The 14,535-nt window shown below is 70.8% G+C and carries 13 protein-coding genes; 8 read left to right on the forward strand and 5 right to left on the reverse strand.

Going from position 1 to position 14,535, the window contains the following annotated elements:
• The first annotated feature begins 379 nt into the window (after positions 1-379).
• Together aceE and ABZ624_RS20665 are read left to right on the forward strand one after the other, a co-directional pair.
• The gene (aceE, locus tag ABZ624_RS20660) at positions 380-3,127 is read left to right on the forward strand and encodes a pyruvate dehydrogenase (acetyl-transferring), homodimeric type (protein WP_360090620.1); all 2,748 of its coding nucleotides are present in this window, start codon (positions 380-382) and stop codon (positions 3,125-3,127) included.
• 71 nt (positions 3,128-3,198) lie between these two features.
• Positions 3,199-3,942, forward strand: coding sequence for a potassium channel family protein (locus ABZ624_RS20665; protein ID WP_360090623.1), 744 nt, complete (start codon positions 3,199-3,201; stop codon positions 3,940-3,942).
• Positions 3,943-4,089: 147 nt separating this feature from the next.
• On the opposite strand, the gene ABZ624_RS20670 is transcribed toward ABZ624_RS20665, so the two are convergent.
• Together ABZ624_RS20670 and ABZ624_RS20675 are read right to left on the reverse strand one after the other, a co-directional pair.
• Positions 4,090-4,395, reverse strand: a complete 306-nt coding sequence (locus tag ABZ624_RS20670) for a small hydrophobic protein (protein ID WP_360090740.1) — start codon at positions 4,393-4,395, stop codon at positions 4,090-4,092.
• 221 nt (positions 4,396-4,616) lie between these two features.
• Positions 4,617-6,236, reverse strand: coding sequence for an MFS transporter (locus tag ABZ624_RS20675; protein WP_360090626.1), 1,620 nt, complete (start codon positions 6,234-6,236; stop codon positions 4,617-4,619).
• Positions 6,237-6,302: 66 nt separating this feature from the next.
• Between ABZ624_RS20675 and ABZ624_RS20680 the strand changes: the two genes are divergently transcribed.
• The 3 genes from ABZ624_RS20680 (at position 6,303) to ABZ624_RS20690 (ending at position 9,157) form a co-directional block, all read left to right on the forward strand.
• Positions 6,303-6,938 carry a TetR family transcriptional regulator gene (locus ABZ624_RS20680; protein WP_360090629.1) on the forward strand — a complete coding sequence of 212 codons (636 nt, stop codon included), beginning with the start codon at positions 6,303-6,305 and terminating at the stop codon, positions 6,936-6,938.
• Positions 6,939-7,021: 83 nt separating this feature from the next.
• Positions 7,022-8,239 carry an alpha/beta hydrolase gene (locus tag ABZ624_RS20685; protein ID WP_360090632.1) on the forward strand — a complete coding sequence of 406 codons (1,218 nt, stop codon included), beginning with the start codon at positions 7,022-7,024 and terminating at the stop codon, positions 8,237-8,239.
• 66 nt (positions 8,240-8,305) lie between these two features.
• On the forward strand, positions 8,306-9,157 hold the full coding sequence (locus ABZ624_RS20690) for a DUF4429 domain-containing protein (protein ID WP_360090635.1): 852 nt from the start codon (positions 8,306-8,308) through the stop codon (positions 9,155-9,157).
• A 1-nt stretch (position 9,158) separates the two neighbouring features.
• Here ABZ624_RS20690 and ABZ624_RS20695 read toward each other — a convergent pair whose 3' ends face one another.
• Both ABZ624_RS20695 and ABZ624_RS20700 read right to left on the reverse strand, forming a co-directional pair.
• The gene (locus ABZ624_RS20695) at positions 9,159-10,175 is read right to left on the reverse strand and encodes an aldo/keto reductase (protein WP_360090638.1); all 1,017 of its coding nucleotides are present in this window, start codon (positions 10,173-10,175) and stop codon (positions 9,159-9,161) included.
• Positions 10,172-10,636 carry a MerR family transcriptional regulator gene (locus ABZ624_RS20700; RefSeq protein ID WP_360090641.1) on the reverse strand — a complete coding sequence of 155 codons (465 nt, stop codon included), beginning with the start codon at positions 10,634-10,636 and terminating at the stop codon, positions 10,172-10,174. The genes ABZ624_RS20695 and ABZ624_RS20700 overlap by 4 nt, the downstream gene beginning before the upstream one ends.
• 98 nt (positions 10,637-10,734) lie before the next feature.
• Between ABZ624_RS20700 and ABZ624_RS20705 the strand changes: the two genes are divergently transcribed.
• The 3 genes from ABZ624_RS20705 to ABZ624_RS20715 all read left to right on the forward strand — a co-directional run bounded on the left by ABZ624_RS20705 (position 10,735) and on the right by ABZ624_RS20715 (position 13,875).
• Complete coding sequence (locus ABZ624_RS20705) at positions 10,735-11,211, forward strand: GNAT family N-acetyltransferase (RefSeq protein ID WP_360090644.1); 477 nt, start codon at positions 10,735-10,737, stop codon at positions 11,209-11,211.
• A gap of 19 nt (positions 11,212-11,230) precedes the next feature.
• A complete protein-coding gene (locus ABZ624_RS20710; RefSeq protein WP_360090647.1) occupies positions 11,231-12,058 on the forward strand; it encodes a serine hydrolase domain-containing protein in 828 nt (275 codons plus the stop codon).
• 62 nt (positions 12,059-12,120) lie between these two features.
• Entirely contained in the window at positions 12,121-13,875 is a 1,755-nt protein-coding gene (locus ABZ624_RS20715; RefSeq protein ID WP_360090650.1) for a serine/threonine-protein kinase, read from the forward strand.
• A 4-nt stretch (positions 13,876-13,879) separates the two neighbouring features.
• Here the strand turns inward: ABZ624_RS20715 and ABZ624_RS20720 are convergent, their stop codons facing one another.
• Entirely contained in the window at positions 13,880-14,533 is a 654-nt protein-coding gene (locus ABZ624_RS20720; protein ID WP_360090743.1) for a pirin family protein, read from the reverse strand.
• Between the last annotated feature and the right edge of the window lie 2 nt (positions 14,534-14,535).

Consider the following 14,535-nt stretch of genomic DNA (forward strand, 5'->3'; position numbering starts at 1 on the left):
TGAATATCTCAGCCACGCGCGTGCGCGAAGCATTGGCCGTAGTCCACACGGGCGGGACGGATCGCGCAAGTACCCGGCCGTCCGGACCGCCGAAACGGTGACGATCCCGGCCGTGTCGCCGCAACCCCTGGCACCGTATCCCGAACTCCGGTGACCCACATCACACCGATGTGCCCGGTTTGCGCCATTCAGAATCATTCTGCATTACGACCCTCGAACAGCTTTGCCAAGGGTGTCATACCCCGGGCGTATCGTTGCGTTTTGACCGAGGAAGAGACCGACGGCCGCCGAGGAGATGACGTACGCCGTCCCGAGGTACACGATGGGGAACGGTGTAGGCAGGTGCAAAAAACTGGCCCTCTGACAGGTAAGGAACAGCGTGGCTTCCGGATCCGATCGCAATCCGATCATCATTGGCGGCCTTCCGAGTCAGGTTCCTGACTTCGATCCCGAAGAAACCCAGGAGTGGCTCGACTCGCTCGACGCCGCGGTGGACGAGCGCGGCCGGGAGAGGGCCCGCTATCTCATGCTCCGGCTGATCGAGCGGGCCCGCGAGCGGCGCGTGGCCGTGCCCGAGATGCGCAGCACGGATTACGTCAACACGATCCCCACCAAGGCGGAGCCCTTCTTCCCGGGCAACGAGGAGATCGAGCGCAGGATCCTCAACGCGACCCGCTGGAACGCGGCCGTGATGGTCTCGCGCGCCCAGCGCCCCGGCATCGGCGTCGGCGGCCACATCGCCACCTTCGCCTCCTCGGCCTCGCTGTACGACGTCGGCTTCAACCACTTCTTCCGCGGCAAGGACGAGGGCGACGGCGGGGACCAGGTCTTCTTCCAGGGCCACGCCTCCCCCGGCATCTACGCGCGCGCGTACCTGCTCGACCGGCTCACCGAGGGCCAGCTCGACGGCTTCCGCCAGGAGAAGTCGAAGTACCCGAACGGCCTGTCCAGCTACCCGCACCCGCGCTCGATGCCGGACTTCTGGGAGTTCCCGACGGTCTCCATGGGCCTCGGCCCGCTCGGCGCGATCTACCAGGCGCGGATGAACCGCTATATGGAGGCGCGCGGCATCGCCGACACCTCCAGGTCGCACGTGTGGGCGTTCCTCGGCGACGGCGAGATGGACGAGCCGGAGTCGCTCGGGCAGCTCTCCATCGCCGCCCGGGAGGGCCTGGACAACCTGACCTTCGTCGTCAACTGCAACCTGCAGCGGCTGGACGGCCCGGTGCGCGGCAACGGCAAGATCATCCAGGAGCTGGAGTCGATCTTCCGGGGCGCCGGCTGGAACGTGATCAAGCTGATCTGGGACCGCTCCTGGGACCCGCTGCTCGCGCAGGACCGGGACGGCGTCCTGGTCAACAAGATGAACACGACCCCGGACGGCCAGTTCCAGACCTACGCCACCGAGTCCGGCGCGTATATCCGCGAGCACTTCTTCGGTGACGACGTCCGGCTGCGCGCGATGGTCGAGAACATGACCGACCACCAGATCCTGATGCTGGGCCGCGGCGGTCACGACCACCGGAAGATCTACGCGGCGTACAAGGCGGCCCTGGAGCACAAGGGCCAGCCGACGGTGATCCTGGCCAAGACGGTCAAGGGCTGGACGCTGGGCCCGAACTTCGAGGGCCGCAACGCCACGCACCAGATGAAGAAGCTGACGGTCGACGACCTCAAGCGCTTCCGGGACCGGCTGCACCTGCCGATCTCCGACAAGGAGCTGGAGTCCGGCCTGCCGCCGTACTACCACCCGGGCCGGAACACCGAAGAGATCGAGTACATGCACGACATGCGCAAGGCGTGCGGCGGGTACGTCCCGACGCGCGTCGTGCGCTCGGAGCCCCTCGCGCTGCCTGACGACAAGGCGTACGCGACGGTGAAGAAGGGCACGGGCCAGCAGTCCATCGCCACGACCATGGCGTTCGTCCGGCTCCTGAAGGACCTCATGCGGGACAAGGAGATCGGCAAGCGGTTCGTGCTGATCGCGCCGGACGAGTACCGCACGTTCGGCATGGACTCGTTCTTCCCGAGTGCGAAGATCTACAACCCGCTCGGCCAGCAGTACGAGGCGGTCGACCGGGACCTGCTGCTCGCCTACAAGGAGTCGCCGACCGGGCAGATGCTGCACGACGGCATCTCCGAGGCGGGCTGTACGGCTTCCCTGATCGCGGCGGGCTCGGCGTACGCCACGCACGGCGAGCCGCTGATCCCGGTGTACGTCTTCTACTCGATGTTCGGTTTCCAGCGCACGGGTGACCAGTTCTGGCAGATGGCCGACCAGCTGGCGCGCGGATTCGTCCTGGGTGCGACCGCCGGCCGTACGACGCTGACCGGTGAGGGCCTCCAGCATGCGGACGGCCACTCACAGCTGCTCGCCTCCACCAACCCGGCGTGCGTGGCCTACGACCCGGCGTACGCCTACGAGATCGCGCACATCGTCCAGGACGGCCTGCGCCGGATGTACGGCGCCGACGCGGAGCACCCCCACGGCGAGGACGTCTTCTACTACCTGACCGTCTACAACGAGCCCATCCAGCACCCGGCCGAGCCGGCGAACGTGGACGTCGAGGGCATCCTCAAGGGCGTCCACAAGATCGGCGAGGGTACTTCGGGCTCGATCCCGGCACAGGTCATGGCGTCCGGCGTGGCGGTCCCGTGGGCGCTGGAGGCGCAGAAGATCCTCGCCGAGGACTGGAACGTACGCGCCGACGTCTGGTCGGCCACCTCCTGGAACGAGCTGCGCCGCGAGGCGGTGGAGTGCGAGGAGCACAACCTGCTGCATCCGGAGGAGGAGCAGCGGGTGCCGTACGTGACGCGGAAGCTCAGCGGCGCCGAGGGGCCGTTCGTGGCCGTGTCCGACTGGATGCGCTCGGTTCCGGACCAGATCGCGCGGTGGGTGCCGGGCACGTACCAGTCGCTCGGCGCGGACGGCTTCGGCTTCGCCGACACCCGGGGCGCGGCCCGCCGGTTCTTCCGCATCGACGCGCAGTCGATCGTCGTCGCGGTGCTGACCGAGCTGGCCCGCGAGGGCAAGATCGACCGCTCCGCGCTGAAGCAGGCCATCGACCGGTACCGGCTGCTGGATGTGTCGGCGGCGGATCCGGGAGTTGCGGGCGGCGACGCGTAACGTTCCGCGTTTCTGACAGAGGGCGGTGCCGGTGGCGCCGCCCTCGTTGCTTTTTCTTTACCATGACGGTCATGAACGATCAGTCGGCGCAGACGCGTTGGGAGCGGCTCACCCAGCGTCCGCTGCTCGGGCTGGCGGTGGCGTTCGCCGTCGCCTATGCCGTACCGATCGTCGCCAACCCCGCGAGCCGGTCCCTGACGGTGGTCTGCACCGCCACGGAGTGGGTGGTGTGGGCCGCGTTCGCGGTGGACTACCTGATACGGCTGGTGATCACCCCGCGGCGCCGGGAGTTCGTCCGCACGCACTGGATAGACCTGTGCGCCGTGGTGCTGCCGCTGCTGCAGCCACTGCGGTTGCTGCGAATGGTGTCGACGCTGCTGCTGGTGGGGCGGCGGGCACGGATGGCCTCACAGATCCGGCTCACGACGTACGTCGCCGGGGCGGTGGTCGGGCTGCTGATGTTCGGGTCGCTGGCGGTGCTGTCCGTCGAGCGGGACTCGCCGAACGGGAACATCCGGACGCTGGGTGACGCGGTGTGGTGGTCGTTCACGACGATGACGACCGTGGGGTACGGGGATCACGCGCCGACGACCGGGCTGGGGCGGATGATCGCCGTCGGACTGATGCTGTCCGGGATCGCGCTGCTGGGTGTCGTGACCGCGAACATCGCGGCGTGGTTCATCGCGCGGTTCGAGAAGGACGACGTGGAGGAGCGGCGCCAGACGGAGGCCATCGCCGGTTTGGCCGAGGAGGTACGGCTGCTGCGAGCGGAGGTGGCTCGGTTGGCTGACGAGCGCGAGCAGCAACGGAGCTGACTGGCCGCCCGGTGCTGCGGCTGGGGGGGGTAAGGGGTGGGGGGTGGGGTCGCCTGCCCGCGCTCGCGGGGCGCGGGGAACTGCGCGACCGGCCATGACGCACCCGCACACGGCAACGGCGGCGCAGCCCCCGCGAGGAACCCTCGGCTAAAGGAGCCCGTGGCTCCACGTGGCCACGCCCGCCAGGGCGATGATGGCCAGCAGTGTGTCGATCGCGCCCAGGATCAGGGCCACCAGGGCCGGGATGTCACGGTCGTCGGACCACTTGCGGCCCATCGCCTGCCAGCCACAGAACATCGCCACCGGTCCCAGGACGATGCCCAGCGCGAAGAAGCCGGCCACGGCACAGATCGTGCCGATGATCCCGAGCGTCGCACGGTCCGGCCCGGTCCGTTGCCACGTCCGGCCACGTGACCGGGGGTACCCGCGCGTTCCGTGCCCGAAGCCCGCCATCATCAACTCCCTGAGGTTCATGGACAGTTCGGCCTCGGTGTGCGGGTACCCCGGTTCCGCGCAGGCAGACCTGCGCGCGCTGCCCCCCTCCGGCAGCGCGCCCCGGCCCGGTGGTCCTCCCATGCGCTGCGGAGGACTTGACCCACTGTGACCTGCGGCGCGCGCCCGGTGCGAGGAATCTTTAGCGGAGTCACCCTGATAGGCGAAACTCCGCCCAGACCTCAGATGTGGCCCACGCCCGCGCCCGCCTCGGCGTTCGCGCCCCGCTTGGTGAGCAGCGCGACGAGGACGGCGACCGCCGCCACGCCCGCCGCGACCAGGGAGGCGAGGCTCATGCCGGAGATGAAGGTGTGGTGCGCGACCTCGGTGATCTTCGCGGCGACCGGCGCCGGAACGCCCTTCGGCACCGGGGCGACGCCGACCTGCACCGCCTCCGAGGCCTTGCCCAGCTGGTCCGGGGTCAGCGGCGGCAGCCCGGCCCCCGTCCAGTTGCCCGGCAGATCGCTGTCCACCCGGGAGGCCATCACGGCGCCCAGCACGGCCGTACCGAGGCTGCCGCCGATCTGCATGGCCGACTGCTGGAGGCCGCCCGCGACGCCGGACAGCTCCATGGGCGCGTTGCCGACGATGACCTCGGTGGCGCCGACCATGACCGGCGCGAGGCCGAGGCCGAGCAGCGCGAACCAGACGGACATCACACCGCTGCCGGTGTCGGCCTTGAGGGTCGACATGCCGTACATGGCGATGGCGGTCGCGGCCATGCCGCCGGCCAGCGGTATGCGCGGGCCGAGCTTGGTGATCGCGGCGCCGGCCAGCGGGGAGCCGACGATCATCATGCCGGTGAGCGGCAGCAGATGCAGACCGGCGTCGATCGGGCTCATCCCGTGCACGTTCTGCAGATAGAAGGTGACGAAGAAAAGCCCGCCCATGAACGCGATGGCCATGAGGACCATCAGGACGACACCGGCCGACAGCGGTATCGAGCGGAACAGGCCCAGCGGGATGAGGGGCTCCCCGACCCTCGTCTCCCAGAAGGAGAACGCGGCGAAGAGCACCACGGACGCGGCGATGAAGATCCACGTCTTGCCGTCGCCCCAGCCCCACGCCGGAGCCTTGATGAGCGCCCAGACCAGGCAGAACATCGCGCCGGAGAGCAGGGCGATGCCGAGGAGGTCGAAGGAGCGCGGTACGTTCCGGGCGCGGTGGTCGAGCAGGATCAGCAGGCCGAGGAGCAGGGCGAGCGCGCCGACCGGGACGTTGATGAAGAACACCGACTGCCAGTTGACGTGCTCGACGAGGACACCGCCGAGAATCGGGCCGCCCGCGGTGGACGCGCCGATCACCATCCCCCAGATGCCGATGGCCATGTTGAGCTGCTCGGCCGGGAAGGCGGCCCGCAGCAGGCCGAGCGCGGCCGGCATCAGCAGCGCGCCGAACAGGCCCTGGAAGACGCGGAAGGTGACGACCGCGGCGATGCTGTGCGACAGGCCGATCGCGCCGGAGGCGGCGGCGAAGCCGGTCACACCGATGAGGAAGGTCTGCCGGTGGCCGAAGCGGTCACCGAGCTTGCCCGCGGTGATCAGGGAGACCGCGAGGGCGAGGAAGTAGCCGTTGGTGATCCACTGCACCTGGGCGAAGGTGGCCCCCAGGTCCTTCTGGATCGCCGGGTTGGCGATGGCCACGATGGTCCCGTCGAGGGCCACCATCATGACGCCCACGGCGACGGTGATGAGGGTGAGCCAGGGATGGCCGCGCAGCCCCGCGGCCGGAGCCGACCCGAGCGGGGCTGGCGAGCGCGCGTCGCCCGGCCCCGTCGCGTCGATGGTGGTCTGACTAGTCATACGTTCGAGGCTAGTGACAGCCTCTGACAATTGACAAACCATTTCAGGCGTCAGTAACTGACACCCATGGAAACACTCCGCGAACGCAAGAAACAGCGCACCCGGGAGGCGCTGCTGCGAGCCGCTCTGGAACTGTTCACCACCCAGGGGTACGAGCACACGACCGTCGACGAGATCGCCGAGGCCGTCGACGTCTCCCAGCGCACCTTCTTCCGTTACTTCGCGGGCAAGGAGGACGTGGCCTTCGCGGTGCAGGCGATCACCGAGGAGCACTTCGTGGCCGCCGTACGGGCGCGGCCCGCGCACGAGGCGCCGATGGAGGCCCTGCGGCAGGCGGTCCTGGAGGGCTGGGACGCGATCCGCGAGACCGTCGAGTCGGCCGTGCCGGTCGAGCTGTATCTGCGGATGTACCGGACGATCGAGTCGACGCCCGCGCTGCTCGCCGCCCATCTGCGCCGCTCGGCGGCGACCGAGGAGACGATCGCGCGTCTGCTCGCCGAGCGCGAGGGCGTGGACGTGGACGCCGACCCGCGACCGCGGCTGGCCGTGGCCGTGTTCGGCGGGGTGATAAGGGTCACGGAACGGCAGTGGTGCACGGGCGACGACTTCAGCCTGGAGGCGATACGTCAACTCACCGCGTCCCACCTCGATCAGGTGGGTTCCGCGTTGACCGGAAACTGGCGCGCCACAAAAGATCGTTGACACGGCGTTCGACGTTCCGCGAAACGTGATCCCTGCCACTTGGTTACCCCGAGACCCTCTCGTTCTCCTAGTGTGTCCTCCCAGTGACTTCCTTCGACACCTCCCCGCCCCTGAACGTCTGGCGCGCCCTGCTGGCGCTGGCCGTGGTGTTCGTGATGCTGGCGACCACCGGCTGGACCGCCCTGCGCAGTCACCGGGAGTCGACCGCACTGCAGGCCTCGCTCGCCAAGTGGGAGCACGGCAGCATCCACGGCCTCCATCTGCCGGACCCCCAGGCCGCACCGGCCCGGCTCAGCCGTTTCTTCGCCTCCGTCTCCCCCGAGGACCAGGACCGTCTCGCCCACCGCTACCCGCTCGCGGTCGGCAACATGAACGGCGCCCCCGTCGCCCTGCGCTACCGCGCCAACCGCGTCGCGCTGGAGCAGCAGCGTGAGGTCGAGAGGAAACGCCTGCACGACAGCCGGCTCAGCGCGGCCGGACAGCAGGACGCGGCCAGTCGTATGCACCGCTACGAGTCCCTGCTGAGCCCCGGCCGGCAGATCCTGGCCTTCGACCCCGAGGGCTCGGGCCGTGTCGCCGAGGTGTTCGGGAACCTGGACGAGGCGCAGCGGGTCTCGGTCGTCGTCCCCGGTGTCGACACCGATCTGCTCACCTTCCAGAAGACCTCCAGCCCGTTCACCGCCCCGGTCGGCATGGCCAAGGCCCTGTACGCGGAGGAGCGCGCACAGCGCCCCACGACGCGTACGGCCGTGATCGCCTGGGCCGACTACACCGCCCCCGACGGACTCGGCATGGACGCGGCCACCGGGCTGCGCGCCGCCGAGGGCGCCGTACGGTTGAACGCCCTGGTGCGCGGCCTGCCCGGCCGTGCCCCGGTGGCGATGATCTGCCACAGCTACGGCTCGGTGGTCTGCGGGGTCGCCGCGCACGCCCTGCCCCGCCGGGTGACCGACATAGCGGTGGCCGCGAGCCCCGGCATGCGGGTCCCCAGCGCCTCGCAGCTGGACACCGGGGCCCGGGTGTGGGCCATGCGGGACGCCACCGACTGGATCCAGGACGTGCCGTACCTGGAGCTCGGCGGGCTCGGGCACGGCGCCGATCCGGTGTCCTCGGCGTTCGGCGCGCGTGTGCTGTCCGCGCGGGACGCGCAGGGGCACGCCGGTTATTTCCAGCCGGGCACGGACAGCCTGCGCAACCTCGCCGGCGTCGGGGTCGGCGCGTACGGCGCGGTGACGTGCGCACGCGAGAACGACGGCTGCCGGGCCGGTGTGCCCAGCACTACCACGGCCGGACGCGCGTAGAAACAGCAGGAAGTGCGGTCTGCGCGGGTGGCGACGGAGGAGCACGTGCCGCATACGATGAGCCGCATGGGTGACGTACTGGCGGGTTTTCATGCCGTCTGGGAGTTTGAGTCCGACTCCGTGCTCATCCGTTACGAACGGGGGATTCGAACACCGAAGCTGTTGCAGGCGCTCGGGGAACGGCGTGTCCCGCTGTCCGCGGTCGAGGGCGTGACCCTCACCCCGGGCAAGCGCGGCACGGTCGTCCTGCGGCTGGTGCCCCGTCCCGGCGCCGATCCACTGATGGAGGCGGCGGACGGGCAGCTGAAGGAGAGCTCCGATCCGTACCGGCTGGTGCTGTCGGCCGAGCGGGAGACGCTCGCCGAGTACTACGCGGACGAGCTGAAGCCGCTGCTGACCGAGTCCGGGTCCGGGCCGGCCGACCGGTTCCTGGTGCCGGTGCCCGAGGCGCCGCTGCAGTTCAAGGCGTACGACGGGAAGGCGTCCTTCGACGGGGCGTCCGTGCAGTTCCGCTGGTCGTGGACGGGGGCGTCGTCGGCGAAGTGGAAGGCCGGCGACCAGAGCTTCGCGGTCGCCGACCTGAGCGGGGTGGAGTGGCGGTCGCCGGAGGTGTTCGAGGGACATCTGCGGCTGGTACGGCGTGACGGCCCGGGCCCGTCCGTGCAGCCCGACCAGGATCCGGCTGCGGTGGTGTTCGGCCTCGGGTACGGGCCGGTGCACGAGTCGTTGCCGTTCGCCGCGGCGGTGCTCGCCGCCGTACGCACCCGGGGGCCGGTACCGGTGGTACCGGCCCCGTCCCGGCGTGACCCCGCGGACATCGCCGAACGGATCCGGCATCTCGGGGAGTTGCACCAGGCGGGGCTGGTCACCGACGAGGAGTTCTCCTCCAAGAAGGCCGAGCTGCTGGCCGAGCTCTGAGCTATTCCCGGCCCGCGGAAGTGAACGCCATGTCCGCGTACCGGTCGCCCGACACCTTCGCCGCGATCGGGTCCAGCTGAGCCAACTCCTCGTCGGACAACGTGATGCGCGTCGCCGCCACGTTCTCCTCCACCCTGCCCGGCTTGCGGGTGCCCGGGATCGGGACGACCGGGAGGGCGTCTAGTGCGGCGCGCTGCTGGACCCAGGCCAGGGCGATCTGGCCGGGGGTGGCGTCATGGGCCTCGGCGATCGTGCGCAGGGGCTCCAGGAGGGCGGCGTTGGCAGCCGCGTTGGCACCGGTGAAGCGGGGCTGCCGGCGGCGGAAGTCGTCGGCCGTGAGGTCCTGCTCGGCGTTGGTGAAGGAGCCGGTGAGGAAGCCGCGGCCGAGCGGCGAGTACGGCACCAGGGCGATGCCCAGGTCCCGCGCGGCCGGTATGACCTTCGCCTCGATGTCCCGGCTGAACAGGGACCACTCCGACTGCACGGCCGCGATCGGGTGCACGGCGTGCGCGGCGCGCAGTTCCTCGGCGGTGACCTCGCTCAGCCCGAGGTGCTTGACCTTGCCCTCGCGGACCAGCTCCGCCATCGTGCCGACGGTCTCCTCGACGGGGACGTTCACATCGCGGCGGTGCATGTAGTAGAGGTCGATCACGTCGACGTCGAGGCGCTTCAGGCTGGCCTCGACGGCCTCGCGGATGTACGGCGCGTCGTTGCGGATGATCCGCTTGGCCGGGTCGTCCTTCGGGATCGACAGGGCGAACTTGGTGGCGATGACCACCTCGTCCCGGTGCGCCTTGAAGAAGGGGGACAGGAACCGCTCGTTCTCGCCCGCGCCGTAGGCGTCCGCCGTGTCGTACAGCGTCACGCCCAGCTCCAGCGCCCGGTCCAGCGCGGCGCGCGCCTGGCCGGCGTCCGAGGGGCCGTAGCCGAAGCTCATGCCCATGCAGCCGAGGCCCTGTACGCCGACCTCCGGTCCGCCCTCGCCGAGCCGTACCGTCGGAATCCTGGCGTCGGTCATCTCGTGGTCCCCTCCGTAGCGTAAAAACTGATCTTGCGGTCGAGCACGGCGAGCGTGTCCCGCAGTTCGGCGATCCTGTCCAGGACGTCGCGGCGGGTCGACTCCAGCAGTTCCCGCCGTTCCCCGTAGGTGCTCTCGCCCTCCCGGACCAGCTCCGCGTACCGGACCATGTCCGCCACCGGCATGCCGGTCAGCCGCAGCTTGGTCACGAAGTCCAGCCAGTCCAGGTCGCGGTTGCGGTAGCGCCGCTGGCCGGTGTGCGAGCGGTCGACGTGCGGCATCAGGCCGATCCGCTCGTACCAGCGCAGGGTGTGGGCGGTCAGGCCGGTGAACGCGACGACCTCGCTGATCGTGTAGCGGTCCTGGCCGTCGGGGCGCGGATGGCGTCTGGCCGGTGCGGAGCAGATGTCGGCGGGGGCCGTGGGCGCGGTGTCCGCTGGCGTGGTCTGCATCACCGTCATGACCCCCACGCTATGACCTTGGAGTGCACTCCAAGCAAGCGGATCCGGTAAGAAATCCGCAGGACGCGGGCCGGGACGCCTGGCTAGCGTGCGGCGGCATGAATCTTGCACGCCGGGCCCTGCCCGAGGATGCCGCCGAAGTACTGCGGCTGCGCCAGGTCATGATCGACTCGCTGTGGAGCGGGGGAGCCTCCGGGCCCACGCAGTGGCATGCCGAGTCGCTGCCGACGCTGCGGGCGCGGCTCACCGAGGCCGACGGGGACTTCGCGGCCTTCGTCGTGGACCGTCCGGACCGGCCGGGGGCGCTGGCCGCGCTGGCGGCCGGAACGCTGGAGTACCGGATCGGGAAGGCCGGCAACCCGCACGGGCGGGTCGGGCACGTGTTCAGCGTGGCGACCGCCCCGGAGGCCCGGCGGCGCGGGTACGCCCGCGCCTGTATGGAGGAGCTGCTGGACTGGTTCCGGGAGCGGGGTGCGGGCCATGTGCTGCTGAACGCCTCGCCTCAGGCGGAGGCGCTCTACGCCTCGCTCGGGTTCACGCGCGATCCGGACCCGTCGATGCGGCTGCTGCTGTGAGCCGCATAGGCTCGGCACCATGTCGTTGAACAGCTTGGCGTCGATCGAGAACTGGCCCGTCCCCACCGCCGCGGCGGGTGTCGTACGAGCCGACGGGACCGTCCTCGGGACGCACGGCCCCGCCGGACACCGCTTTCCGCTCGCCTCGGTCACCAAGCCGCTGGCGGCCTACGCGGCGCTCGTCGCGTACGAGGAGGGCGCGATCGAGCTGGACGAGCCCGCCGGGCCGCCCGGGGCGACCGTCCGGCATCTGCTCGCGCACACGTCCGGGCTGGCCTTCGACGAGCACAAGGTGATGGCGCCTCCCGGTGAGCGCCGTCTCTACTCCAACGCCGGGTTCGAGCAGCTCGGCGACCACATCGCCAAGGCGACGGACATCCCGTTCGCGGAGTATCTGCGGCAGGCGGTGCTGGAGCCGCTGGGGATGACGTCGACCTCGCTGGAGGGCTCCCCGGCGAAGGACGGGGTGTCGACGGTCGAGGACCTGCTGCGCTTCGCGGCCGAGGTGCAGGCGCCGAGCCTGCTGGATGTGCGCACGGTCGCGGAGGCGATGAGCGTGCAGTACCCGGGGACGAAGGGGGTCCTGCCGGGGTACGGGCACCAGAACCCGAACGACTGGGGGCTGGGCTTCGAGATCCGCGACTCCAAGTCGCCGCACTGGACGGGGAGTTCCTCGTCGCCGCGCACCTTCGGGCACTTCGGGCAGGCCGGTACGTTCCTGTGGATCGACCCGGACGCGGGGCTGGCGTGTGCCGCGCTGACGGACCGGGCGTTCGGGCCCTGGGCGATTGGCGTGTGGCCGGTACTCACGGACGCGGTGCTGGGGGAGGCCCGCAGCGGCCGTTGATCACTGTCGGATAGCCTCGCCGTGCAGCGCAAGAGCACAGTCACGGACATCGGGGGAGAATGATGGGCGGGCTCCAAAGCGGCGGCCGGTTCCGGGCGTTGGAGAGCGGTGACCCGCGGACGGTGGCCGGCTACCGGCTGGCGGCGCGGCTCGGTTCCGGCGGCATGGGCACGGTGTACCTGTCGTACACGCCCGGTGGGCATCCGATCGCGCTCAAGACCATCCGGCCGGAGCTGAGCGAGGACCCCGAGTTCCGCCGCCGGTTCCGGCAGGAGGTCCAGGCCGCACAGCGCGTGCAGGGCCTGTACACCGCGCCGGTCATCGACTACGACACCGAAGGCGACCGGCCCTGGCTGGCCACCGCCTACGTGCCCGGCCCCTCGCTGGCGGCGGCCGTCGCCGAGCACGGCCCGCTCCCGGTGTCCACGCTCCTGCTGCTGATCGCGGGCGTGGCGGAGGCGCTGACGGTCGTCCACGGCGCGGGCATCGTGCACCGCGACCTCAAGCCGTCCAACGTGCTGCTGGCCGGTGACGGGCCGCGGGTCATCGACTTCGGCATCGCGCGCGCCACCGACGCCACGGCCCTCACCGGCACCGGTGTCTCCGTCGGCACCCCGGCGTTCATGTCGCCGGAGCAGGCCACCGGGAAGGAGATCACGCCCGCCTCGGACGTCTTCGCGCTCGGCCAGGTCGCCGCGTTCGCGGCCCGCGGCTCGGGAGCGTACGGCGACGGGCCTTCGCACGCCGTGCTGTACCGCATCGTCCACGAGGCGCCCGACCTCACCGGCCTGCCGGACGCCCTGGGGTTCGTCACCCGCTGCCTGGCCAAGGACCCGGCCGACCGCCCCACGCCCGCGGAGGTCATCGCGCTGTGCCAGGAGGCCTCCCCGGGCGGGCTGCGCCAGTCCGGCGAGTGGCTGCCCGCCGCGATCGGCACCCAGATCACCCAGCGTGTCTCGGCGTCCGCCGCGCTGGCGGCGGCCCCGGCGGCTCAGGCCGTGCCGCCCGCCGTGCCACCGCAGGCACCCCCGGCGACCGCGCCTGGAACCCAGGTCACCGCTTCCGTACCGGCGCCGCCGACCGCTCCCGTGACCCGGCTCGACCAGCCGGCGCCGCACGCCATGCACACCATGACCGCGCCCCACACCCCACCGCCCGCACCGCCGGTGGCTGCCTGGCCCGGAGTCCAGCCGCGGCCGGTCCGCCGGAACCGGGTCGGCGTGATCGCCTCGGTCGTCGCGGCGGCGCTGGTCGTCGGGGTGGCCGGCGCGGTGTACCTGGCCAGGACGAACGGGGACGGCACGAGCACCTCGGCGAAGGGCTCCGGCGCGCACGCCGCCCCGGGCTCGCAGTCCGGCTCCAGCGCCCCCTCGACCGTGCCCGATCCCAAGCCGGTCACCTACAAGGGCATCAACATCCCTGAGGACTACTACCTGCTGTTCGCCGACTCGCCGCCGAAGCCGCGCACCAAGGACGGGGTCTCCGCCGCCAACGTGGAGGGCACCGACTTCTACTACGGAGAGGACCAGTACTACTCCGAGGACAAGACACCCGTCGTCGGCAGCAGCAGTCAGAAGGTGGTCCTCCTCAACAACGCCGAGCACGGATCGCTGGCGACCTGCCGACGCGTGACCCGCTACGCCGAGGACATCCACCTCTCCCGGCTCAGCAGCGGCTCGCAGATCTGCGTGCACACCGTGCCCGGGCACATCGCGCTGGTCACCTACCGGGGAACCTCCGCCGCGCAGGATCCCAGCAACTACATCACGGTCGACATCACGATCTGGCGCAACGCGGAGCAGCCCGGCACCGGCTGAGCCCTCACCCGGACAACTCCCACACCAGCAGTTCGGCCGCCGTGATGCCCTCGGCCCGCAGGCCCGCCGCCCCGGCGATCCGCGCGGAGTCACCGGGGCCCAGTTCCGCATCAGCCAGCCGGGCCTCGCCCCGGACCACATGCACGTACACGTACGGCGCGTCCGGCACCGCGGTCCGTTCGCCTGCCGCCAGGTGGCGGACGTGCAGCAGCGCGCCCGCTGCCGGAACGGCGTACGGCGTCGCGTCGGCCATGCCGCGGACGATCTCGTACGAGGGCTCGCCACCCGGCTCCCGGGGGGCCAGCCACATCTGGATGAAGGTCAACGGCTCGTCGGCGTCGTTGCGTTCCGCATGGCGGACGCCCGCCGCCGCACCGAGGTGCTGGACGTCTCCGGGCCGTACCCGGCTCTCGTGGCCCGTGGAGTCGCGGTGCGTCAGTTCGCCCTCGACGACCCAGGTGACGATCTCGGTGTGGCTGTGCGGGTGTTCGCCGAAGCCGGCGCCGGGTGCGAGGCGCTCCTCGTTGCAGGCGATCAGGGCGCCGAAGCGGAGGTTGTCGGGGTCGTAGTGCGGCCCGAAGGAGAAGGCGTGCCACGACTCGATGCCGGCCTCCGCCTCGCCCCCGGGGTAGCGCTCACCGGCGCGCCGTACGTCCATCA

This window comes from Streptomyces sp. NPDC007205, assembly GCF_040634095.1.
In the GTDB taxonomy this organism is placed as follows: domain Bacteria; phylum Actinomycetota; class Actinomycetes; order Streptomycetales; family Streptomycetaceae; genus Streptomyces.

Coding starts and splice junctions, on each gene's coding strand:
- ABZ624_RS20665 (WP_360090623.1), top strand. CDS start 3,199: ATGAACGATCAGTCGGCGCAGACGCGTTGGGAGCGGCTCACCCAGCGT.
- ABZ624_RS20670 (WP_360090740.1), bottom strand. CDS start 4,395: ATGGCGGGCTTCGGGCACGGAACGCGCGGGTACCCCCGGTCACGTGGC.
- ABZ624_RS20675 (WP_360090626.1), bottom strand. CDS start 6,236: ATGACTAGTCAGACCACCATCGACGCGACGGGGCCGGGCGACGCGCGC.
- ABZ624_RS20680 (WP_360090629.1), top strand. CDS start 6,303: ATGGAAACACTCCGCGAACGCAAGAAACAGCGCACCCGGGAGGCGCTG.
- ABZ624_RS20690 (WP_360090635.1), top strand. CDS start 8,306: ATGGGTGACGTACTGGCGGGTTTTCATGCCGTCTGGGAGTTTGAGTCC.
- ABZ624_RS20695 (WP_360090638.1), bottom strand. CDS start 10,175: ATGACCGACGCCAGGATTCCGACGGTACGGCTCGGCGAGGGCGGACCG.
- ABZ624_RS20700 (WP_360090641.1), bottom strand. CDS start 10,636: ATGACGGTGATGCAGACCACGCCAGCGGACACCGCGCCCACGGCCCCC.
- ABZ624_RS20705 (WP_360090644.1), top strand. CDS start 10,735: ATGAATCTTGCACGCCGGGCCCTGCCCGAGGATGCCGCCGAAGTACTG.
- ABZ624_RS20710 (WP_360090647.1), top strand. CDS start 11,231: ATGTCGTTGAACAGCTTGGCGTCGATCGAGAACTGGCCCGTCCCCACC.
- ABZ624_RS20715 (WP_360090650.1), top strand. CDS start 12,121: ATGGGCGGGCTCCAAAGCGGCGGCCGGTTCCGGGCGTTGGAGAGCGGT.
- ABZ624_RS20720 (WP_360090743.1), bottom strand. CDS start 14,533: ATGGACGTACGGCGCGCCGGTGAGCGCTACCCCGGGGGCGAGGCGGAG.